At 46.7% G+C, this 21,514-nt stretch carries 25 protein-coding genes and 1 pseudogene; 2 read left to right on the forward strand and 24 right to left on the reverse strand.

Annotated elements, in window-relative coordinates; translation table 11 throughout:
* Nucleotides 1-29: 29 nt before the first annotated feature.
* From H8R94_RS04745 to H8R94_RS04775, 7 genes and pseudogenes are all read right to left on the reverse strand, one after another.
* Nucleotides 30-1,019 carry an SGNH/GDSL hydrolase family protein gene (locus H8R94_RS04745; RefSeq protein ID WP_186854039.1) on the reverse strand — a complete coding sequence of 330 codons (990 nt, stop codon included), beginning with the start codon at nucleotides 1,017-1,019 and terminating at the stop codon, nucleotides 30-32.
* Nucleotides 1,006-2,544, reverse strand: coding sequence for an MBOAT family O-acyltransferase (locus tag H8R94_RS04750; RefSeq protein ID WP_178011046.1), 1,539 nt, complete (start codon nucleotides 2,542-2,544; stop codon nucleotides 1,006-1,008). The genes H8R94_RS04745 and H8R94_RS04750 overlap by 14 nt, the downstream gene beginning before the upstream one ends.
* 1 nt (nucleotide 2,545) lies before the next feature.
* Entirely contained in the window at nucleotides 2,546-2,773 is a 228-nt protein-coding gene (locus H8R94_RS04755) for an acyl carrier protein (RefSeq protein WP_118280199.1), read from the reverse strand.
* 26 nt (nucleotides 2,774-2,799) lie between these two features.
* Nucleotides 2,800-3,999: a diaminopimelate decarboxylase family protein gene (locus H8R94_RS04760; RefSeq protein WP_178011044.1), complete on the reverse strand. Its 1,200-nt coding sequence runs from the start codon at nucleotides 3,997-3,999 to the stop codon at nucleotides 2,800-2,802.
* Between the two features lie 24 nt (nucleotides 4,000-4,023).
* Nucleotides 4,024-5,664 carry an amino acid adenylation domain-containing protein gene (locus tag H8R94_RS04765; protein ID WP_186854040.1) on the reverse strand — a complete coding sequence of 547 codons (1,641 nt, stop codon included), beginning with the start codon at nucleotides 5,662-5,664 and terminating at the stop codon, nucleotides 4,024-4,026.
* Nucleotides 5,665-5,927: 263 nt separating this feature from the next.
* Nucleotides 5,928-6,272, reverse strand: coding sequence for a hypothetical protein (locus H8R94_RS04770; protein ID WP_186854041.1), 345 nt, complete (start codon nucleotides 6,270-6,272; stop codon nucleotides 5,928-5,930).
* A pseudogene (locus H8R94_RS04775) lies at nucleotides 6,230-6,883 on the reverse strand (family 43 glycosylhydrolase); the annotation flags it as partial. The pseudogene H8R94_RS04775 and the gene H8R94_RS04770, both read right to left, overlap by 43 nt.
* Before the next feature lie 33 nt (nucleotides 6,884-6,916).
* Here H8R94_RS04775 and H8R94_RS04780 point away from each other — a divergent pair.
* Nucleotides 6,917-7,447, forward strand: a complete 531-nt coding sequence (locus tag H8R94_RS04780; protein WP_330593031.1) for an MFS transporter — start codon at nucleotides 6,917-6,919, stop codon at nucleotides 7,445-7,447.
* Nucleotides 7,448-7,723: 276 nt separating this feature from the next.
* On the opposite strand, the gene rpsI is transcribed toward H8R94_RS04780, so the two are convergent.
* The 11 genes from rpsI to H8R94_RS04835 form a co-directional block, all read right to left on the reverse strand.
* Nucleotides 7,724-8,116: a 30S ribosomal protein S9 gene (gene rpsI / locus H8R94_RS04785; RefSeq protein ID WP_118280204.1), complete on the reverse strand. Its 393-nt coding sequence runs from the start codon at nucleotides 8,114-8,116 to the stop codon at nucleotides 7,724-7,726.
* 22 nt (nucleotides 8,117-8,138) lie between these two features.
* Complete coding sequence (gene rplM, locus H8R94_RS04790) at nucleotides 8,139-8,567, reverse strand: 50S ribosomal protein L13 (protein WP_118535214.1); 429 nt, start codon at nucleotides 8,565-8,567, stop codon at nucleotides 8,139-8,141.
* Nucleotides 8,568-8,734: 167 nt separating this feature from the next.
* Nucleotides 8,735-9,469, reverse strand: a complete 735-nt coding sequence (truA, locus tag H8R94_RS04795) for a tRNA pseudouridine(38-40) synthase TruA (protein WP_186854044.1) — start codon at nucleotides 9,467-9,469, stop codon at nucleotides 8,735-8,737.
* Nucleotides 9,469-10,269, reverse strand: coding sequence for an energy-coupling factor transporter transmembrane component T family protein (locus tag H8R94_RS04800; RefSeq protein ID WP_186854045.1), 801 nt, complete (start codon nucleotides 10,267-10,269; stop codon nucleotides 9,469-9,471). The genes truA and H8R94_RS04800 overlap by 1 nt, the downstream gene beginning before the upstream one ends.
* A gap of 4 nt (nucleotides 10,270-10,273) precedes the next feature.
* A complete protein-coding gene (locus tag H8R94_RS04805) occupies nucleotides 10,274-11,119 on the reverse strand; it encodes an energy-coupling factor transporter ATPase (protein WP_178010917.1) in 846 nt (281 codons plus the stop codon).
* 8 nt (nucleotides 11,120-11,127) lie between these two features.
* Entirely contained in the window at nucleotides 11,128-11,991 is an 864-nt protein-coding gene (locus tag H8R94_RS04810; protein ID WP_118280209.1) for an energy-coupling factor transporter ATPase, read from the reverse strand.
* Nucleotides 11,992-12,003: 12 nt separating this feature from the next.
* The gene (gene trmL / locus H8R94_RS04815) at nucleotides 12,004-12,501 is read right to left on the reverse strand and encodes a tRNA (uridine(34)/cytosine(34)/5-carboxymethylaminomethyluridine(34)-2'-O)-methyltransferase TrmL (RefSeq protein WP_118280210.1); all 498 of its coding nucleotides are present in this window, start codon (nucleotides 12,499-12,501) and stop codon (nucleotides 12,004-12,006) included.
* Nucleotides 12,502-13,680, reverse strand: a complete 1,179-nt coding sequence (locus H8R94_RS04820) for an aminotransferase class I/II-fold pyridoxal phosphate-dependent enzyme (protein WP_118535211.1) — start codon at nucleotides 13,678-13,680, stop codon at nucleotides 12,502-12,504. It abuts the gene before it with no gap.
* Nucleotides 13,677-14,159: an Lrp/AsnC family transcriptional regulator gene (locus tag H8R94_RS04825; RefSeq protein ID WP_118535210.1), complete on the reverse strand. Its 483-nt coding sequence runs from the start codon at nucleotides 14,157-14,159 to the stop codon at nucleotides 13,677-13,679. Before H8R94_RS04825 ends, H8R94_RS04820 begins: the two co-directional genes overlap by 4 nt.
* Before the next feature lie 27 nt (nucleotides 14,160-14,186).
* Nucleotides 14,187-15,170 carry an AIR synthase family protein gene (locus tag H8R94_RS04830; protein ID WP_186854046.1) on the reverse strand — a complete coding sequence of 328 codons (984 nt, stop codon included), beginning with the start codon at nucleotides 15,168-15,170 and terminating at the stop codon, nucleotides 14,187-14,189.
* Between the two features lie 112 nt (nucleotides 15,171-15,282).
* Nucleotides 15,283-16,929, reverse strand: coding sequence for a VanW family protein (locus H8R94_RS04835; protein WP_186854047.1), 1,647 nt, complete (start codon nucleotides 16,927-16,929; stop codon nucleotides 15,283-15,285).
* A gap of 312 nt (nucleotides 16,930-17,241) precedes the next feature.
* Here H8R94_RS04835 and H8R94_RS04840 point away from each other — a divergent pair, with 312 nt between their 5' ends.
* Nucleotides 17,242-17,904, forward strand: coding sequence for a tetratricopeptide repeat protein (locus H8R94_RS04840; protein ID WP_186854048.1), 663 nt, complete (start codon nucleotides 17,242-17,244; stop codon nucleotides 17,902-17,904).
* Between the two features lie 56 nt (nucleotides 17,905-17,960).
* Here the strand turns inward: H8R94_RS04840 and H8R94_RS04845 are convergent, their stop codons facing one another.
* The 6 genes from H8R94_RS04845 to trxA all read right to left on the reverse strand — a co-directional run bounded on the left by H8R94_RS04845 (nucleotide 17,961) and on the right by trxA (nucleotide 21,487).
* Nucleotides 17,961-18,545 (reverse strand): manganese efflux pump, encoded by a 585-nt coding sequence (locus H8R94_RS04845; protein WP_186854049.1) that lies wholly within the window; start codon nucleotides 18,543-18,545, stop codon nucleotides 17,961-17,963.
* A 145-nt stretch (nucleotides 18,546-18,690) separates the two neighbouring features.
* Nucleotides 18,691-19,251: a TetR/AcrR family transcriptional regulator C-terminal domain-containing protein gene (locus H8R94_RS04850; RefSeq protein WP_118280217.1), complete on the reverse strand. Its 561-nt coding sequence runs from the start codon at nucleotides 19,249-19,251 to the stop codon at nucleotides 18,691-18,693.
* Between the two features lie 8 nt (nucleotides 19,252-19,259).
* Nucleotides 19,260-20,312, reverse strand: coding sequence for an HD-GYP domain-containing protein (locus tag H8R94_RS04855; RefSeq protein ID WP_118280218.1), 1,053 nt, complete (start codon nucleotides 20,310-20,312; stop codon nucleotides 19,260-19,262).
* A gap of 12 nt (nucleotides 20,313-20,324) precedes the next feature.
* Nucleotides 20,325-20,555, reverse strand: coding sequence for a hypothetical protein (locus tag H8R94_RS04860; RefSeq protein WP_178009532.1), 231 nt, complete (start codon nucleotides 20,553-20,555; stop codon nucleotides 20,325-20,327).
* A gap of 24 nt (nucleotides 20,556-20,579) precedes the next feature.
* Complete coding sequence (locus H8R94_RS04865) at nucleotides 20,580-21,161, reverse strand: HdeD family acid-resistance protein (protein ID WP_158572988.1); 582 nt, start codon at nucleotides 21,159-21,161, stop codon at nucleotides 20,580-20,582.
* Between the two features lie 14 nt (nucleotides 21,162-21,175).
* Nucleotides 21,176-21,487 carry a thioredoxin gene (gene trxA / locus H8R94_RS04870; protein ID WP_279220149.1) on the reverse strand — a complete coding sequence of 104 codons (312 nt, stop codon included), beginning with the start codon at nucleotides 21,485-21,487 and terminating at the stop codon, nucleotides 21,176-21,178.
* Between the last annotated feature and the right edge of the window lie 27 nt (nucleotides 21,488-21,514).

Raw genomic sequence — 21,514 nt, forward strand, 5'->3', positions numbered from 1 at the left:
CAAGGGGGAACTCCCTGTCTTTTTCTTCCTTACTCACGGATCTCTTTTATTTTCTCATTCACGATCCGATCGTACTGTTTTTCCATTTGTGTATAGGACGCATAAGCCTCCTCTCCTCTGTGATCCGGCAGATCATAGTTTTCCTTGAGATAGGCAGCCAGATAGATGCTGACCCGCTCTGCGCCGGATGCATTCAGATGATCTCCCTTATCCAGACAGTCCTTTGACCAGTCAATCCCGACCGGATTTGCCGTATCATTGAGATTGAGATAGGCAATACCATTTTCCCTTGCATATGCCGCGATCGCATTACAGCGTGCCGTATTATAGTTGTGCGGTGATGGCACGCTTACCAACAAAAGTTTGGCATCATTTTGCTTGCACAGTGCAATGATCTTTTGCATATACAGATCAATGCTTGGTTTGATCTCCTCCAGCGTCTTTGCCTTGCTCATATAAGTATCGCCATGGGTATAAGGGATCTTTGTCCCGCGCACCAGATAGCCCTCAAAATCCTGTTCTGCATACTTTTTGCCAAAGAGCAGGGTCTTCCAGACATCATGATAGCGAAAGATCGGAAAATAGCGGTTGCCCATCTCGGAAAGCGTTGACTTGATCTCCTCGCTCTTACCGCGCACACGAAAGAGAGGTCCTGTCTCCATGACTACTACCTTGGGATGCTGGGTCTTAAAGGCGATCTCCAGCATGGAATAGGTCTCCTGTAGCTTTTGCCCGGATTGTCCACAGACATAGGATGCAATGCCCTTCTCTTCCCACATTTTCATAGGAGAGATAGCACTGTAACTCAAACTGTCTCCGACCACGAGGGCATCCAGTGAGTCCTCCCTCTGTTTTTGAATACGGATCATGCTCTTATTGCGGCTCTGGAGCAGATGATCGTCCTGCATGGACAAATAGGACAACCCGGCAGAACTGCCGATGATCAGCAGTGCCAGTATGACAAAAAATAGGCTGTTTCTATATTTTTTTATTTTCATTTTTTCTTTAAAATCCAGCATAAATCAAATCCACCTGTTGATAACCCACGCCATATGCGCCGAATAGGATCACGGCAAAAATAAGCGCGTAATAAAGTCCCCAGCGAGCCGGCAGACGCATGCCAGCGATCTGATCCAGACTCAATTTTTTCTTTTCCCGCAAATGTCCCACAATACCGACTACGATACAGCCGGCAATGATAATGCTATAATCTGCCAGGTCCAGTCCCATGCGAAGCAGGGTTCCGTCCCAGAGCCTTTCCGGTGCAAATCCCCGGAAAATGCTTGCAAACATGGAAAAGCCCGCCGTCAGCGTATTGGCACGGAAGAAAAGTTCTCCGGTAAAAATAATGATCCAGGTCTTTGCAATCCGCAGGACATTCCACCAGCCGGTTGTCTCGCTTGTACCGGTCTTAGCATAAAACTTCTCCTTGAGCGGTTCACATGCCACTTCCAGCAAGAGGATGACAAAATAATACATACCATAAAAGATATAGTTCCATTGCGGTCCGTGCCAAAGTCCGTTAAAAAGCCAGACCGGGAAAAGAGCGATGGCAGACCCCACCAGTTTTGTCATATATTTTCCCACATGTTTTTTTCCAAATTTATTCCATTTTCGCATGAATGGTGAAACAGATACCGGATAAAAGACATAGGTCTTAAACCATACGCCCAGTGTCATATGCCACCTGCGCCAAAACTCTGCCGCGCTCTTGGAGGCAAAGGGCTGGTTGAAATTCTCCGGCAGTCTCACACCAAACATCTGTCCGCTTCCGATCACGATATCCATACAGCCGGAAAACTCCATATACAACTGCACGGCATAGGAAACGGCTGCCACGATCACGATGGCACCGCTGTAGTTCTCATAGTGGTCAAAGACCTCTGTTACCAGATAATAAAGGCGATCTGCAATGATCATCTTTTTAAAAAGTCCCCAGAGGATACGGATAGATCCCTGCGCCAGATTTTCGGATTTCAGGCTTTCTCCACTCCACAGTGCATCCGCTGTCTGGGAATACATGGCAATGGGTCCTTCCATGATCTGCGGAAAAAAGCCTAGGAAAAGTGCCACTTTCCCAAGATGTCGTTCTGCCGGGATCTTGCCCCAGTAGACATCCGCCATATAGCCGATCGCCTGCAAGGTGTAAAAAGAAATACCGATGGGAACGGCTATTTTTTTCGTCTCCAGTGCCATGCCTGACTTACCCACTGCCGTCAGCAGACCATTTACATTTTCTACAAAGAAATTTGCATACTTTAAATAGCCCAAGACAGCCAGCAGGACAAAGACACCGAAAAATAAAATCCACTTTTGTTTTTTCTTATCTCCGTCCTCTTTGACCCGTTCCAGCCAAAGTCCGATATAATGCGTAAACATGGACGTTGCCATCAACACCAATACCAGACTTTTGCTGAAAGACCAAAAGAATGCATATCCTGCCAGAAGCAGGACACACCAGCGCCTCTTTTGTGGCACGATCTGATAAGCGATCAGCACCAGTGGCAAAAAGAGAAAGAGATAGGTCACTTCATGGTAAGCCATCTTAGTTCTCCTGCAATCTCTTTACCATAGCATAAATGGCTTGCACAGAATTGAAATTCTGCGGGATGATCTCGGATGCTTCGATCTCAATATCAAAAGTCTCGTCCAATTCTGCCACAAGGGAGATCACGCCAAAGGAATCTAAGATGCGATTATCGATCAATCCCTCCTCATGTTCCCAATCAATGCTGTCATCCACGTCATTTAAGATAGTAAGTAATTCTTCCATTTTTATTTCTCCTCTTATTCTGTATTTTATGAGTTCCAAACATAAGTCTCGCGTCTTGCCCGGACTTGCGTAAAACCACCGACCGGATCGTAGAGAACGACCGCCGGAAGCACATGACTTAAGAAAAGTGCCATCCCTTCCGTGACTGCATAGGCTCCGGTATTCTCAAAGATGATGGTCGAGCCGACCCGCAGATCATCAATCTTGATATTCTGCACCAGGATATCATTTCCCGTGCAGAGTTCGCCGCAGATCGTCCAGTTTTGATAGATTCCTCTGGCTCCCTGCGGACGGATGGTCAGTTTGGGCTGATACATGCCCCGAATCTGTCCGTCATAATTGACCTGATGCATACCGCCATCGATAATGCAGTAATTCTGGTCACCGCTTCGCTTGGTATCCTTGACCGTCGTAATATAATAGCCACAATCCGCCACAAAGGCACGTCCCATTTCTAAAGTAACCTTGCCCTGCCACTGCATTTTTGCCAAGGCATCCGCAATGGCTTCCAAAGTCTCAAAACGCTCATCCGCCTGTCTGGCAAAATAAGGTACTGCCAGCCCCGGTCCGTATTCAAGTTCCGTCACCTGATAGCCTGTTTTTTCCTTTAATCGGGCAAAGACTTCATCCAGATATGTCAATTCCTCCAAGGTCTTTTTCCGCTTCTTCTGTGTCCCGGAAAAATAGTGGATGCCACAGATCTCCAAAAGATCTTTATCCTGTTCCAGTTCCACAATATTGGTCAGCGTTTCCTCATCCATGCCAAACTGGTTACCGGAAGTCAGGCGCAAATATACCGGAACCTTTTTCCCGCTGCTTCGTGCCCATTCATTTAAAATGGCATATTGATTTAAGGACTCGATCGTATAATGGCAGCGGTTTCCATAAGTCTCCAAGATCTCCCACAGATCATCCCGGTCTTTCATCACGCCGGAGATCAAAAGTTTCTCCGCCGGAATCTCCTTCTGTTTACAGATGCGGAATTCGCCCATGGAACACACTTCAATGCGATTGACTTCCTCTGCCATGGCTCTTACCAAAAAGGGATTGGCTTTCATGGCATAACAAAGATCCGCCGCCTGCCCTATGATCCCCCGGAATGCCCGGGCACGCTTTTTTGCCTGCTCTACATCAAAGACATAGGTCGGTGTACCAAAGCGCAGGATGGCTTCATCTAAAACGGTCTCGTCTAACCGGTCTATGTAAGGAAATTTTTCTTCTTGCATGTTTCCTGTCTCCTATCTTTTTCATTATGCCGATTCCAATATGCTCTTAAAATAAGCACGGTCAGTCTTTCCATTTTTATTGAGCGGAAAAGTCTCTGCCTGGATAAACTTACGCGGCACCATATAATCCGGCACATGTTCCTTCAGAGCCCTGCGGATCTCTGCACTTTTCACATTTCCCAGATAAAAGGCAACGATCCGATTGTGCGCTGTATCCATCAGACAGCAGGAACGTTTGAGATTTGGCACCATATCCAAAGCCTGCTCGATCTCCTCAAGTTCGATCCGATGCCCCATGTGTTTGACCTGAAAATCCTTACGCCCACAGAAATAGAGCAGTCCTTCCTCATCAAAATATCCCAAGTCTCCCGTGCGATAAAAACGCTGTCCCTCCGTCAGAACTTGTCCTGTCATGTCGGTTGGCAACTGCTCTTTTTCCAGATAACAGAATTGCTTTCTTGTCTCCAGTTCATTGTTATAATAACCGTTGGCAAGGGACTGCCCGCTTACACAGATCTCCCCCTGTCGCCCGGCTTCTGTGATGAGCCTATGATGCTCATCCAAAAGAAAGACGCTTCTTCCGGCAAATGCCTTTCCGATCGGCAGTTTTTCACCCTCGGTCACCGCATGGTCGATGATGTGATAGGTGCAGTTACAGGTGATCTCCGATGGTCCGTAGAGATTGACAAACATAGCGTCCGGCAAAGCCTCCTGCCAGAGTTTTAACTGTTTGTTCGGCATAACCTCGCCACTGAACATGACACGCTTTATCTCTGTCGGCACCCGGTACTTCAAGCCTCCCAGAGAAGAAATAATGGTCAGTGCCGATACCGCCCAGGTCAGGCTGGTCACATGCCGGTCACACAAATAGTCCAAAAGCAGTGGTGGTGCCGAAAAATAGGTGCGCGGAATCAGTACCAAGGTTGCTCCGGTCATCACACAGGAGTAGATATCCTTGACCGACACATCAAAGTCAAAGGGAGCCTGATTTCCCAGACGATCCTCTTTTGTGATGGAAAAGGTCTGTGTAAAATGTGAAATAAAATCAATGACAGCACCATGACTGACTGCAATTCCTTTTGGCATGCCGGTGGAGCCGGAAGTGAAAATACCGTATAGAATATCGGTCGGCCGGCTCTTGGCTCGGATCTTCTGTAATTTGACTTCTGCGACCAGATCATTCCAAGGCTGGTCGGCTGTATTTTCCGCAGTGCCACTATCTTCTGTAACCTTATCCGTCACATCATAGGAAGGCAGCAGCGTTTGCATAGCCGTAAGCCTTGGTCTGTCTTCTGTCTCTTTCTTTTGCATAGTACTCAGGATCTGCTTTACATTTTCCATGTATTTTTCATCTGCGATCACAAGGCTTGGTCGTAAAACCGAAAAGATCCTCTGGATGCGGTCTTGGGGCTGCATAGGATCGACCATCACATAAAAGCCTCCCGCATACAAAACGCCAAACATATGTGCCAGGGTCTGTGTGCTCTTTTCCGCAACGATGACCACGGCATCCTGTCTTTTCATCTGATCGCACAGGACACTGCCGATCCGCTTTGCCCGATAGACCAGTTCCGCCCACATCAAAGATGTATTTTCGTCCTCCACGGCAATCTGTGTCGGATACTTCTTTGCCGTTTTTTCCAAATAATCCAGTACATTTTCCATCTTTTCTGTCCTTTCTCTCTTGTCTTCTACCATTAGACGCAGAAACCTATCATTTGTTACAATCTTTTTTCGTCCTATAGTATGGTGTTTATTTCTTAACAATCCCCTAAAAACACTTCTTAACTTTTCTAAATCTTTTCTTTGGAAACAGATGTACGATCCATATAAAAAAGCCACAAGAGATATGTTTTTCTTACATATCCATTGTGGCTTTTATAGCATTAAGATTCAATGAGGCAAGTCTTTAAGATTTGCTTAAGAATTTATTCATTGCCATAACAAAGTTTTAATCTGGCAAAAAAATCATCCAGGATCCGCGGTGCTTTTTCTATATGCCGCCTTTGTCCTGCGACATTTTCAAGCAGTGCAATATACAACGGCTCCTCACACTCCCGCATGGCTTCTTCAATAATGAAACGCGATCCCTCGGAAGTTGGAAGATCTGCCCTGTTTTCTATAAAATCTTTGGCTCCATGGTAAAGCGGTACATCGTCAATATCCATGAGTTTTAAGAGTTTACAACCTTCTTCATAACTCTTTTCCATACTGTGTCCAGCTTGCGGCTTCAATGCCGGTATGGTACGAAAGCGCCACTCAAAATTAGCCACAATAATACCCACCACATCTTCGGTCGGGCAGAGAAGATGATATCCTCCTGTATCAAAGTGTTGGTAATGTGCGGCATAGCACCATTGGTCAAGACACAGGAAATAATTGCCGGATAAGATTCCTTCGTTTCCAGTGCTCCCCTATGGAATCCCATAGAAGTACATTCTACCTGGGCAATACTTCCATCCTCTGCGATCCTTACCGGTTCTGCGCATGCCTGTCGGCTGAAAGTACCACTGTGCGTCTGTCTGTGGTGGAAAATATACCACTGTCCTTTTATGCATGCCAGACTTCCATGGTCGTTTGCCGTCTGATTGGTGCGATTTCCCCCACTTCTTCCGTGGTATCCCACATCTCCATTGGAAATAATGGTTCCGCCAAAATGGTAAGGTTCATTGTAGTTCTGACTTGTTGCATAGCAAAGTTCATTGCTGTTTTCCGATGAATAGATAAAATAATAGTTTCCATTGATCTTACGGATAGACGCTGCCTCGTAAAAAGCATGACCGAAAAACTCCGAATCCTGTGATGGTTCATAGATGATGCCATGGCTTGTCCACTCTGTAGGATGGTCAAGCGGTGCTGACCATCCCATATAGTTTCCTTCCTGACAATACTTGTCACCGCCCTCTTTATCGTGATCGTGACAACGGTTGTTGTCTGTTCCATGCTTTCAACGGCTCTCACCACCGCACTTCCCCAAATTATGGAAGATTTTTCTCTTAATGCTGCTTCTTCCGGGCAATGGCTGACCAGTATTTATTCCCTTGTCATGGGCATCTTAGTGCTGTGTACAGCCTATCTCATCAAACGATTTCCAACGAAAAACCTTTACATTTCATCCCTCTTGCTGTTTTCTATCGGGGTTGTCTTGAATGGATTTGCACAAAGTTTTACTGTCATGATGCTTGGCAGAATAATGCAGGCTGCCGGTATCATTGTCGATCACTGGGGCTGGCGCATAATCTTTTATAGTCTGGCAGTTTTGTGTATCATTGCTCTTGTGGTTGCTTTTTTCGCCATGGATAATGTTCTGGAAAATGAACATAGTAAACTGGATATTTTATCTGCCATTCTCGCAGTTACTGGATTTACCGGTATTTTGTATGGTATCAGCAACCTCGGTAAAGGTTCGATCTTTCAACTTTCAACCGGTTTTTCGGTCAGTCTTTGATCACATCCCTTCGCACAATTTCCGGTGCGCTCGGCAGCACCATCTTTATGTCTTTGGAGGCCATACTGGAAGATAGTATAGGTATTATGGCGGCAATGCAGATTTCCTATGTTGGTATGACGTTTGTCGGTGTGCTTGTACTTGTATCCGCAATTGCCGCAAGAAGATGCGATTAAAAGGTGGACATTTTCTAACTAAAAAACACCCCAGGGCAAAAGTCCTGAGGTGTAATATACTCTTCTGAAACATCGTAGGATGTTCTGAATTGTGAAAATCCTATCTCTTTGAGAACTGCGGTGCTCTACGAGCTGCCTTCAAGCCGTACTTCTTACGTTCTTTCATTCTAGGATCTCTTGTAAGATATCCGTTAGACTTCAGAACCGGTCTGTAATCAGCGTCTACCTGAAGTAATGCTCTAGCAATACCGTGTCTGATGGCACCAGCCTGACCTGTGTAACCGCCACCCTTAACGTTTACTAAAACATCGAACTTGTCAAGATTGTCTGTAGCAACGAGTGGCTGACGAACAACAACCTTTAAAGTCTCAAGTCCAAGATACTCATCGATATCTCTTTTATTGATTGTGATCTTACCTGTTCCAGGTACTAAATATACTCTAGCAACAGATGATTTTCTTCTTCCTGTTCCGTAATACTTTGTATTAGCCAATGTGATTTACCTCCTTACCGAATTAAAATGTCAACTCTTCTGGTTTCTGAGCTGCATGCTTGTGATCTGGGCCAGCGTATACAAATAACTTTGTGTACATCTCTCTTCCTAAAGGTCCCTTTGGAAGCATTCCCTTAACTGCATGTTCGATAACTCTTTCAGGATGCTTAGCTAACATCTCCTTTAAAGTTGTCTCTTTCATTCCACCAACATAGTCTGAATGATGATAATAGATCTTCTGGTCTAACTTCTTACCAGTAACCTTGATCTTCTCTGCATTAACAACGATCACATAATCTCCGCAATCAGCATGAGGTGTGTAAATCGCTTTGTTCTTTCCTCTTAATACCTTAGCAACTTCAGAAGCAAGACGACCTAATGTCTGTCCTTCTGCATCTACTACATACCATTTTCTCTCAACCTGACTTGGGTTTGGCATATAAGTCTTCATTTGGTTTCCTCCTTAAATAACATAAAGCGTCAGTCTCGTACAATGTCCGAAATACGATCACTGACATGTCTATAGTCAAAACACGTTTCGGGGCTAATGAAACTGTGCTTCTAAACTACATCAGCCGTTACATTATATTACGCACACGGCTTTTTGTCAATTCTTTTCTATAAATATTCCAGCCCGATCATGGTAAGTCCATGCGCCGGTGCTGTCGGTCCTGCCAATTCTCTGTCCTTTCCCGCAAGGATGCTTTCCATATCCTCCGGCTTTTTGATCCCTGCGCCCACCTGGATCAGGGTTCCGGCTATGATGCGCACCATATTGTAAAGGAATCCATTCCCCTGCACGCGGATACGGATCATGTCTCCCTCACGCACCACATCCAGTGCATAGATCATGCGCACATAAGTATTGGTCTGCGCATGCACGGACGCAAAGGAAGTAAAGTCATGTTCCCCCACCAGATAAGCCGCCGCCTTTTGCATGGCACTGACATCCAGCGGATAGTGATAAAAATAACTTGTCCTTCTCTCCAGCGGCTGGCGGAAACGACAATTTAAAATACGATATTCATATGTCTTCCTGCTTTTGGAAAAACGTGGGTGAAAATCCTCTGGCACCTGGCAGGACTCCTGCACCACGATATCTTCCGGCAGGCGCTGATTGAGTGCAAAAGAGATCTTCTCCGCCGGCATTTTGGTATGGGTTTCAAAAACAGCAACATTGCCCAGAGAATGCACACCGGCATCCGTCCGGCTGGCTCCCGTCACCGTGATTTCTTCCCCTAAAAGAGAACTCAGGGTCTCATTGAGCACCTGTTCGATCGTAATCCCGTTTGGCTGGATCTGCCATCCGCAGTAGTTGGTTCCCTCGTATGCCACAACCAGTTTTACCTGCATTAAAGCACCACCTTTATGACCATCAAGAGGACAAAGTAGGCGATCACGACCACATACGCCAGACGATCGACCTTATGATAGACCAGTGGTATCATCTTGGTCCTGCCCTCGCCACCAACATAACATCTTGCTTCCATCGCCAGTGCCAGATCGTTGGCACGGCGGAACGCTGATACAAAAAGCGGTACTAAGAGCGGCACCATATTCTTTGCCTTTTTGACAAGTCCACCCGTTTCAAAATCCGCACCTCTTGCCATCTGCGCCTTCATGATCTTATCCGTCTCCTCGATCAGGATCGGGATAAAACGAAGGGCGATTGACATCATCATTGCGATCTCATGCACCGGTACATTGATCTTCTGCAAAGGCTTCAATGCCTTTTCCAAGCCGTCCGTCAACTGGTTCGGGGTTGTCGTCAGCGTCATCACGGACGATCCCATGATCAGATAGACCATGCGGATGGTCATCAGCACCGCATTGCGCAGTCCTTCCCGCGTGATGTGGATCTTCCAGATACTCCAGAGCACCTGTCCAGGTGTCAGAAAAAGGTTAAAAAGACCCGCGATAACAAGCAGGATCATAATAGCCTTGAGTCCGCGCAGCATAAAAGACAAAGGCACCTTGCTCAGGGCGATCACGCCAAATAAAAAGGCGGTCATGACGATAAATCCCACAATGCCGTCAAAAGAAAAGACACTGATGATAAACAGAAGTGTTGCAAATAACTTTGTCCGGGGATCCAGTTTATGAATGACAGAATCCGCCGGATAATATTGTCCTAATGTAATATCTCTTAACATAATTCTATCCTATCAGGCGTAGTATCGCCTCTTTTGCTTCGTCTACGGTCGTCGCCTCTGTTGACACATCCATGCCCTTTTCCTTCATCTCATGCATCAGGTATGTCACCTGCGGTGCCGCAAGTCCGATCTCCTCCAACTCCTTATAATGATGAAAGACCTGACGCGGCGCATCATCAAACTTGACATGTCCGTGATCCATGACAATGATACGGTCTACATACTTTGCCACATCTTCCATACTATGAGAGACCAATATAACCGTGTTGCCATATCTGGCATGCATATCTGCGATCATATCCAGGATCTCGTCACGTCCTTTCGGATCCAACCCCGCCGTCGGCTCATCTAAGATCAGCACCTGCGGTTTCATGGCGATCACACCGGCGATTGCAGCACGACGCTTTTGTCCTCCGGACAATTCAAAAGGAGAAACATCAAAATATTTTTCCGGCAAGCCCACATTTTGCAATGCTTCATAGGCACGAAGCGTAACATCCTTTTCCGGCAAGCCCTGGTTCTTAGGACCGAAGCAGACATCCTTAAAGACTGTCTCCTCAAAAAGTTGATGTTCCGGATACTGAAAGACCATGCCCACCTGCATACGCAGATCACGAAGATCATAATCTTCCTCATAAATATCCTGTCCGTTAAAGTAGATCGTGCCTTCCGTCGCCTTCAGCAGCCCGTTCAGATGCTGGATCAGGGTCGACTTTCCGGACCCGGTATGCCCGATCACGCCGATAAATTCACCGTCATCGATCTGCAAATTCACATGATCCAGTGCTGTGATCTCATATGCTGTTTTTTCACTGTAACGATAAGATACATTATCTAATATAAATGACATAATTCACCTTATTTTCTCTTGTCTGCCACTTTTTGCAGGGCATCGATCAATTCTTCTCTTGTCAGAATACCATCCGGTATAGCAAGTCCCGCTTTTTGCAGTTCATGCGCCAAAAGCGTGATCTGCGGCACATCCAGCCTGTGTTCCTTGAGTGTCTCCACCTGTGAAAAGATACCACGCGGATTGCCCTCCAAAACGACTTTGCCCTGATCCATGACATATACATAGTCTGCGTCCACAACTTCTTCCATATAATGTGTAATCAAAATAATGGTCACACCTTTCTCACGGTTGAGCGCATGCACAGCCTCCAAAACTTCCTTTCGTCCATTCGGATCCAGCATAGCAGTAGGCTCGTCCAAAATGATACACTTTGGCTCCATCGCCATAACTCCGGCGATCGCCACACGCTGCTTTTGTCCACCGGATAATTTATTGGGAGAGTGTTCCCGATACTGCCACATACCGACAGCCTTCAGGCTCTTTTCCACCCGCTCCCAGATCTCCTCTGTCGGCACACCGATATTTTCCGGTCCAAAACCGACATCTTCCTGTACCACACTGGCAATGATCTGATTGTCCGGATTCTGAAAGACCATACCGGCTTCCTGTCGGATATCATAGGTCAGGCTCTCGTCCGATACATCCATGCCGTCTACGATCAGAGTTCCCTCGCTCGGTGTCAAAAGAGCATTCAGATGCTTGGCAAAGGTAGACTTGCCCGATCCATTATGTCCCAATACCGCGATAAACTGTCCCGCTTCCACGGAAAGATCCATATGATCGAGGGCTGTGCGGATGCTCTCCACATTGCCTTCTTCATCGCGGATGATATATTCATGTACTAAATCTTTTGCTTCAATGATTCCCATATCTGTTCCTTTTTACCAGTGCAGGCGATGCAACTCGCCCTCCAGTTTCATGTGGTCGAAATGATTCTGACGCAATGCCTCATAGAGGACGATCGCCACAGAATTTGACAGGTTGAGTGATCTTGTCTCACCGATCATCGGGATACGGATGCATTCCTCCGGGTGCTCGACTAAGATCTCCTCCGGGATACCTGCACTCTCCTTGCCAAACATGATAAAACAGTCCGGCTCAAAAGACACATCCGAATAGACATGTTTTCCCTTTGTCGTTGCATAATAAATCTTTGCTCCCGGGTTGCGTTCCAAAAAGTCATTCCAATCGTCATAACGCGTCACATCCAACTGATCCCAGTAGTCCATGCCCGCGCGTTTGACAGTCTTGTCATTCAACTGAAAGCCCAGCGGCTCAATCAAATGCAGTCTTGTCCCGGTAGCCACACAGGTACGACCGATATTTCCTGTATTTCCCGGAATTTCCGGTTCATGTAAAATAATATTCAGCGCTGCCATTTACGCACCTTTTCTTTCTTCTCTTAATTCTGTCACAAATTCTTCCAGACGATCCAATGCCACTTTCAGATTATCCAAAGAGTAGGCATAGGAAATTCGCAAAAATCCCTCTCCGCAAGCACCAAATGCCGTACCCGGCACAACAGCAACCTTTTTTCGATTCAAAAATTCTGTCGCAAATTCTTCCGATGTCATGCCAAATTCCTGAATAGATGGGAAAATGTAAAAAGCACCAAAAGGCTCAAAGCATTGCAGATGCATCTCCTCAAAACGATGGATCAGATAGCGTCTGCGCCCATTGTATTCTTCCCGCATGTGTGCCACGTCCTCGTCACAATGACGCAATGCCTCAACTGCCGCATACTGGCTGGTCGTCGGCGCACACATGATCGCATACTGATGGATCTTTAACATCTGCTTGATAATGATCTTTGGCGCACAGGCATAGCCCAGTCGCCATCCGGTCATGGCATGGGACTTGGAAAATCCGTTGATAAGGACAGTCCTCTCCTTCATGCCCGGCAAAGATGCGATGGACACATGCTTTTCCAAATAGGTAAGTTCTGCATAGATCTCATCACTTAAGACATAAAGATCATGTTTCTTTACCACATCCGCGATCGCTTCCAGATCCTTTCTTTCCATGACAGCCCCGGTCGGGTTGTTCGGAAACGGCATGATCAGGATCTTGGTCTTATCCGTGATGGCTGCTTCCAATTCCTCTGCCGTCAGACGGAACTGATTTTCCTCTTTCAGGTTGATCACTACCGGAACGCCTCCTGCCAAAACCGTACATGGCAGATAAGAGACATAACTCGGCTGTGGGATCAGGACCTCATCCCCGGGATCTAACATAGTACGCAGGGCAATATCGATTGCCTCACTACCGCCGACCGTCACCAGGATCTCATCCCGATAATCATATTCCAGATCAAATCTGCGATGCAGATAATTCGCGATCTCTACCTTTAATTCCTTGAGACCTGCATTGGAGGTATAAAACGTACGTCCGCGTTCCAGAGAATAGATTGCCTCGTCACGAACTCTCCATGGTGTATCAAAATCCGGCTCACCAACACCCAGTGAGATCGCATCCTGCATTTCACTGACAATATCAAAAAACTTTCGGATGCCGGATGGCTCAATTTCTACGATGGTCTTTGACAGTGGGTTTCTCATAGGCTCACCAACTCTCTCTCATCCTTGCGCTGTTCTGCCATGATCGTGCCATGATCCTTATATTTTTTCAAAATAAAGTTGGTCTTGGTACTGAGAACAGAATCCAGTGGGGATAACTTGTCGGATACAAACTCGGAAACCTCGCGCAGGGTCTTTCCTTCCAGTGTCACCATAAAATCAAAGCCACCGGAGATCAGATAAACGGAATTGACTTCCGGATAGTTGTAGATACGCTCTGCCACCTTGTCAAATCCCATGCCACGCTGTGGTGTAACACGCACCTCGATCATGGCTGTCACCTTTTCGATCCCAGCCTTTTCCCAGTTGATCAGGGTATGATAGCCACAAATGATATGTGCCTGCTCCATCTCCTCCAACTCATTCATGATCGTTGCTTCGTCCGTTCCCATCATGATCGCCAGATCATGCATATCTATTCTGCTATTGGTTTCGATATAACTTAAAATCTTCTCTCTCATACTATCTCTCCTCATTTTCCCATCTTCCTATAAGACTTTATACAATTCATCCGTCTTTGGCGGTTCCAAAAATCTGCGTTCCTCATCCCGGATGATCACGCGGTCATTGCCCTCGGTCGCCTTGCCGATCACGGTCGCCGGGATCCCCGCCTCCTGTAATGCCAGTACCAGGGCATTTCCGTCTGCTGATGCCATCAGCATCATGCCGCTTGAGATCAAGCCATAAGGATTGACATCAAAGTATTCGCAGATCTCAACCGTTTCCTGACGTATTGGTATCTTCTTTAAATCGATTTCCAGTCCAACGCCGGATGCTTCTGCCATCTCCCAGAGAGCACCGAAAAGTCCTCCCTCCGTAACATCATGCATTGCCGCGACGCTGGACTGGGTGGCGACTGCAGCCTCCGGCACAACCGATAAGTAGCGGTCAAAGCCAATGGCAGTATCCACAAAGTCTGCCGGGAAATGTTCTTTTAACTCGGCTTCCTTTTCCTTGGCAAAGATCATCGTTCCCTCAATACCGACCCATTTACTGACGACAATATCCATGCCCGCCCTGGCTCCTGCGGTAGAGATCAGACTTCCTTTCTTCGCCTTGGCGACACCCGCGACATTGACCACCGGTTGGTTTACCACCGCGGTGACTTCCGTATGTCCGCCCAGAATCTGCATTTTGGCTTCCCTGCATGCACATTCCATCTGCTCCATGATGCGTTTGAGGGCAATCTCCCTCGTCCCATCCGGCAAGAGTATGGTCAGCATAACACCGATCGGCTCAGCTCCCGCACTTGCCAGATCATTTGCCGTGATCTGGATGGCAATTTTACCGATATCCTTGGCTGTACCAGTGATCGGATCCGTCGACATGACAAGGATCTCATCCTCCGCGAGTGCCAATGCGGCGCAGTCCTCACCGATCCCCGGTCCCAAAACGACTTCATCGCGTTTGTAATGCAATTGTTTCATAACAGAACGTTTTAACACGTTTTCCGGAACTTTGCCTATTTTCATCCTCGTTCTATCCTCTTGTTCTATTCCCTATATATATGTACCATAAGGCTGCTTGAAACCAAGCAGCCTTGTTGCATTATCCTTATTTGTTTCATTTATCACAGCACATCATTTACTGTGCTGTTCCAGATGTCGTACCTGGTGTCGCCCCCGTAGTGGTACCTGCTGGCGTTCCCGCTGCAGATGGCGTTGTAGTCGTCTGTGTCTGCTGCTGTTGCTGTTGTGCTGCTGCAGCAGCTGCTGCCTGTGCCGCAGCTGCGTCTGCTGCCGCTTGCGCCGCTGCCGCCTGGGCTTCCGGTGTATAACTTGCGATCGTAGAACGGATCGTTGCATCATCCTTGGTTGCGATCGCCGCATTGATGGCTGCTGCCGCTTCCGGCGTAGCACCGCCAACGCCTACAGAGATCACTTCCTTGGAAGGATTATATTTGCTGTTGTTAAATACCTTGCGGCTGACTTCCACATCATTTTCATAAACGATCTTCCAAAGTCTTGCCGTATAGCCAATGTGCGGCTTGGTCGTTGTCTCGATGTAGCCTACCGGCTGATCGCCAACGGCAACATATTCCTTCTCCGGCTCTGTCTGGCTTGTCACTTCACTGACAAAATCCACACGACGGTTGGAAGGTCTGGTTTCTTTACCATAAATATTGAAGTAAATGATACCGCCACTGGTGTAACCCTCGATATAGATCGGAGTTTCCTGATTGTTCTTAAATTGCAGATCCTTGATGCCATCTGCGATCGCTGCATCCATGGACGGTTCTACATAGGAAACGATCATGGAGTGTGCGGCTCTGGTCACGATCTCAAGTTCTGCACGGATAACTGCATTGTAAAGCGTCGTCGATACCTGGCAGATACCACCGCCATAGGTCTCAACCGTCGTTCCGTTCTCATAAGAGCCAGCCGGATAATAGCCGTTCTCTGCGGTTGTCGGTCCGATGGCTTCGGAAACGGAGATAGTCTCTCCCGGATATACCACAAGACCATCCAACTTGCTTGCGCCGGTCTTGATATTGTTGGTACGTCCGTTTACCACCGTACCAAAGTCTGTATGATAAGATCCAAGTACATCCTGAATGCTTTCCAGTTCTTCCTTGGTGCCTCTCGGCTCATCTTTTTCTGTCAAAAGTTCGATGGAAGCATCTTTGCCATCCCAGTCTGTAGAAATGAAATCAGCGATCTTGACCGCAGATTTTCCGGTCATAAGGGTCACGCCCTCAGATCCTTCCACGTACTCAAACTTGCCATCCACACGTTTTACCGTATTGTCCACTGCCTCTGTAACAAGGTCTGATTTGTTTTCATTTAAGAAAGCCTCGACCGTTGCCGTATCGGAAGTCAGGGAAATAGAAAAGTCCTTTTCCTTTCCAGCCTGCATATCCGCATTTGCCTTGAAGCGTTCGATCAGATTGCCTTCTTTTCCATAATTAAGGGCACGCTCTGTCACATCTGCATTCTTGGCACAAAGACCGATGTCATCGCCATCCGCCTCAATGCTCTTATCATCTGCGGTCAGTGTGAAAGTCACATCCTGATACTGGTCGACATACTGCTGCACAACCGCATTTGCCTCGTCCAGGCTCATACCGGACACATCCGTTCCGCCAATGGAAATATGCTCCGGGATAACTGCACTGTCCTGTGTTGTATCATCGGTATTCTCTTCTGCTGCAACCTGCTGCACCGGGAAAGCAAGACCTATACCGCATACGATCCCAAATGCCGCAACTAACATTCTCATTCTATTTTTCATAATAACCTCTCATCATTATTATCTCTATTCTATCGGTTCAGAATTCATTTTATACTACCTTGCCCCCGCTTTTCAATATTCAAAGAGACGAATATCGTTGACGTGGTCTGGCAGTTTTAGTATATTTTTAAAGAAGACAGGCAAGAAGCATCGTAGCAAGCATACATCCGATGATCACCAAAATGATCACAGCAGATGCGATCCTTCTTTTTTTTGACTGCTTATAGTATGTCATTTCAAACACCTCGCTTAGTTTTCATTTATTTTAAGAAACATATCGTAAATACGACTTTGTTTCAGAAAGGACAGGGTATGCAGTTCCCTTTTTTAGCCATATTTCTCGGCATTGGCATCTTTCTTGCCATCCGTTATAAAAGCCTCAACAAGAAGCAGGATGAAGTCACACAATCTTTCTGGGAAAGAGAGGCGGCTGCCAACGCGGCTCCCACTGCCAATCTTGACAATATTAAATATATTACCATTCCTCTGGATAAATTTCCACTGGGTTTCTCAAAAGATCCCGCGATTTGTTCTCTGGAAAATATCCTGAGAGATTTATCTAAAAAACGCCTCTTAAATCTGACCGGTAAGACTAACACCGAATTGAAGGAAGCCTACGGCGTTGCTAACTTGACGACCATGCAGTCCATCGGCGAGGATTTTGATCTTTTGACCATTACCCTCAAGGATTATGGTGCTGCCCTGATCGAACAGGGTCTTTTGGCAGATGCCATCAGCGTCTTAGAATTTGGCGTTGCCATCGGCACCGACATCAGCCAGAATTACAACATGCTGGGCGACTGTTATCTGGCACTCGGAAAGACAGACAAGATCTCTTATCTGATCGAACAGGTCAAATCCAGGAACCTCATGCTGGCACCAAGTATCCTGCGGCATTTGCGGGGGCTTTTGTCCGAAGACAGCACAGACGGTCCCGTAAAAACCCCGGAAAATTTTGAGATAAACAAAAATTAAGACACAAAAAGCCTGTATATACCAAAGTTTTATTTGATATATACAGGCTTATTTTATTAGATCATATGCATCACATTGCGCAGTAAGATCTCGCCTCCTGCGACCCAGAGCAAAAGTGCTCCTGCAGCATAAGCACCGGTCTTGGACTCAAAACCGAAATGATATCCCGTGTAGATACCGGAAACAACGACTAAGATCGAACATACCAGAATAACAAGCCCCATCATTGCAACGGATGTACCGACAAAGCCGCAGGCACAACCGGCACACAGGGTATAAAAACTGGTAATGGCGATGATCTTGATATAGTCACGCACACGGATATCATCCCTGCGCTTTTCTTGGACAAATTCACGTTTGATCGCCTTGACGATCAGGCGGATTCCCAGAAGGGCAAACACAACGGTTGCCACGATATATCCGATTTCCTCTGCATTCTGAATGATCTGATGTTTTTCCAACTCATAGCAGACAAAATAGCCGCCAAAGAAAAAGATCAACTGTAATACGGTCACGATCGTACTTGCGATCATCAACGACTTACGCTTGACATCTGCAAGCATAGCCCCCTCGATCTCCATTGCGGCAAAAATATCAAGACTGATACCTACAATGATCAATATATTTTCAATCCAACTCATGGAATCCTCCTACCGATAACTTAGAATCAAACTATGGTCTCTGCCGAAACCGCTATTTTAGTATAAGAGACTTGTTTGCTCCATTACATATGCAAACACAGACCACTGTAATAAAGCACTATACATTTTAACTGATATGTATATATCAACTGATGATTTCGATCATGGATTTCTGCGCCATAATCACATAAACTTCGACCAATTCTGCTATCGGCACCTGCATGCCGCCCTCGATCCACTGCACGGCAACATTGCATGCCATGTGGGCGTAATAAGCCGCGACTCTCTCCGGGCTCAGCCAGGAATAGGTAATCTTTTCCCGCAGTTTATCCTTGTTCATCCGCTGTAAGATCAACTCCTGCACAGCATCTTCCATCATCCCCACGAAAGAATTCTGCCCCTCTAAGCGGACTGCCTTCTCATAGAAATCCCGCTCCTTTTCCATGGCAGTAAAGAGATAGGTAATCCCCTCCCGCAAAAGTCCGTTATCGAAAAGCGGCATTGCCGATTCCATCAGATCTTCGCGCACGATCCACTCCAACAATTCATACTTATCCTGAAAATGGTTATAAAAAGTCGGACGGATCACGCCCGCCTTATCCGTTATTTCCTTGATTGTAATTTTTTCGATGGGTCTTGTCTTACTTAATTCTTTCAGACTTTCCGCAAGAATCACATCGATCCCATTCTTGCCCTGATTTGCCATATGCTCTCCTAGATCATTAGTTTTACAATGGTAATGTTGTATGCGTTCCTATCTCCGCGCAGATTGATTTCCTTGCCATCCTCCAAGAGGCGGACGGTCGGTCTTTGCACAAATCCCGGATGATTTTCCACAACGATCGCATGCCTGCCATCCGACAGGACGACTTCACTCCCCACCGGATAGATACAAAAGCCTGCGTTCATAGTCTCCACGACCTTAGGATCAAACTCCATGCCGGTGCGCGACATGATATATTCGATCACCTCTGCCGGCTGGTAGGACTTACGTCCCGGCCGCTGTGAGGTCATGGTATCATAGACATCTGCCGCCTTTAATATCCTTGCATTGCGCAACAGTTCCCTGCCTTTTAAGTGGTTGGGATAGCCACCGCCATTGTACCACTCATGGTGCTGATAGACTGTCTCATTGACCTGGTCGCCAAAAGAATATTCTTTGCGCAGATACTCGTAGCCCGCCCATGCGTGCTTCTTCATTTCTTCTTCCTCTGCCGGTGTCAGTTTGCGTGTCGCATTGACAAGATCCGGCAGGACTAAGACCTTTCCGACATCATGCAAAAACGCCGCCGTCACCAAGTCATTTAGATCATCTTCCGGCAGTTCCATCTTCACACCTAAAATACCAGCCATCACCCCGGTATTCATGGAGTGAAAATAGGTATAATCATTATAGGTCTTGATATCGACCATATTATACATGACGGCTTCGTTGGAAAGCACATCATTTACGACATTCTCAACCACCAGGCGTACCAGGCGCTCCTCTGCATCCAGTTCCACATTCTCTGCCGAACGGCAAAAAAACTGCTGGATCATGGATACCGCTTCGCTCTTGACCTCCGGACGCACCACGTCCGTTACCTGAATATCTCTTGTGATCTCATCATCGATATAGACCCCAGCGGTTCCCAAAAACTTTATGTATGTAATATTTTCATTTGTCAGTGATGTATTCGGAGCCAAAAGCATCCGCCCCGATGCATCATGAAGCCCCTGCCCCAGGACCATACCCGGCTGCAGCTGCCCCGCTGGAACATATCGCATTATCTTACCTCTTTATTCGTCAAATTCCATGGTTACAAAAAAACCTTTTGGCGTTTCCTTGATATCCACGACCTTGCCCTGACGCGATTTCAAACGTTCCAAGGTCGTATAGTTGCCAGACATGGCATAGGCATGCTCCAGCGTATAGTAGTAGGAATTCGGGAGTTTGCTTTCTGTTACCGAGAGAGTCTGTCCTACTTCAACCAGATTCTGTCTCTCCATCTTAAACTCCATCTGTCTCATAAATGCTTCGCCAACTTTCCTATCTTACATGTAGTCATCCAGATTTTCTTCGTGAAGGATGGTAGAGTCCACAAACTCCTTGGATGCCTTGTTGACCTTATGTACGATGAACATATCGGATAAGCCATCGTAGATCAGCATGATACCGATCAGGATCATGCCTAATTTTACCAGACCAAAAGCATTACAGATGCAAAGCACGCCTAAGACGATATTTAAGATCGCCATCAAAGGAATACTCCACCAGTTGTGTGCCTTGGTCTTTTTGCCCTCAAGGGCGAGGGAAAGATCCTGCACACCATGTACCACCAAAAGGACACCGATCGCGATCGGGATGATGGATGCGACTGCCTGCGGGCTTAAGAACATCCAAAGACCGATTAGTGTAATAAGTAGGGAAACAATGATTGAGGTATAAGACTTGACCTCATCCATCAGGCGCGGTATCAGAGAAACGATCCCCGATACCATGAGGATAATAGCGATCACGCGTGCCAAGACCGTGATCACGGTTGCCGGCCATATCACGAGCAGTACCCCCAGTACCACACTCAGCACTGCTGCTAAGGTCACATCAATCTTAATACTTTTTAATTTATCCATCATAAGGGTCATACCTCCTAATTGTTTGCAATAAATGCCTTGATCTCATCCGCACTCTGGTAGCCTACAGTCTGTCCTGCCACCTGTCCATCCTTGAAAAGGAGCAAAGACGGAACGCTCATCACTCTATACTGCATAGCAAGATCCGAGTTGGCATCTACATCTACATTATAGACAGCCACCTGTCCTTCCAGTTCCTCTGCCAAAGCATCCACAACCGGTGCCAGCATCTGACACGGACCACACCATGTTGCCGAGAAGTCGACCAGTGCGACCTTTTCTGCTAAAACCTCTGTCATATCATTATTTGCAATCTTTTTCACCATAATAAATTCCTGCCTTTCCTGCCCTTGACG

Source organism: Roseburia lenta (genome assembly GCF_014287435.1).
In the GTDB taxonomy this organism is placed as follows: domain Bacteria; phylum Bacillota; class Clostridia; order Lachnospirales; family Lachnospiraceae; genus Pararoseburia; species Pararoseburia lenta.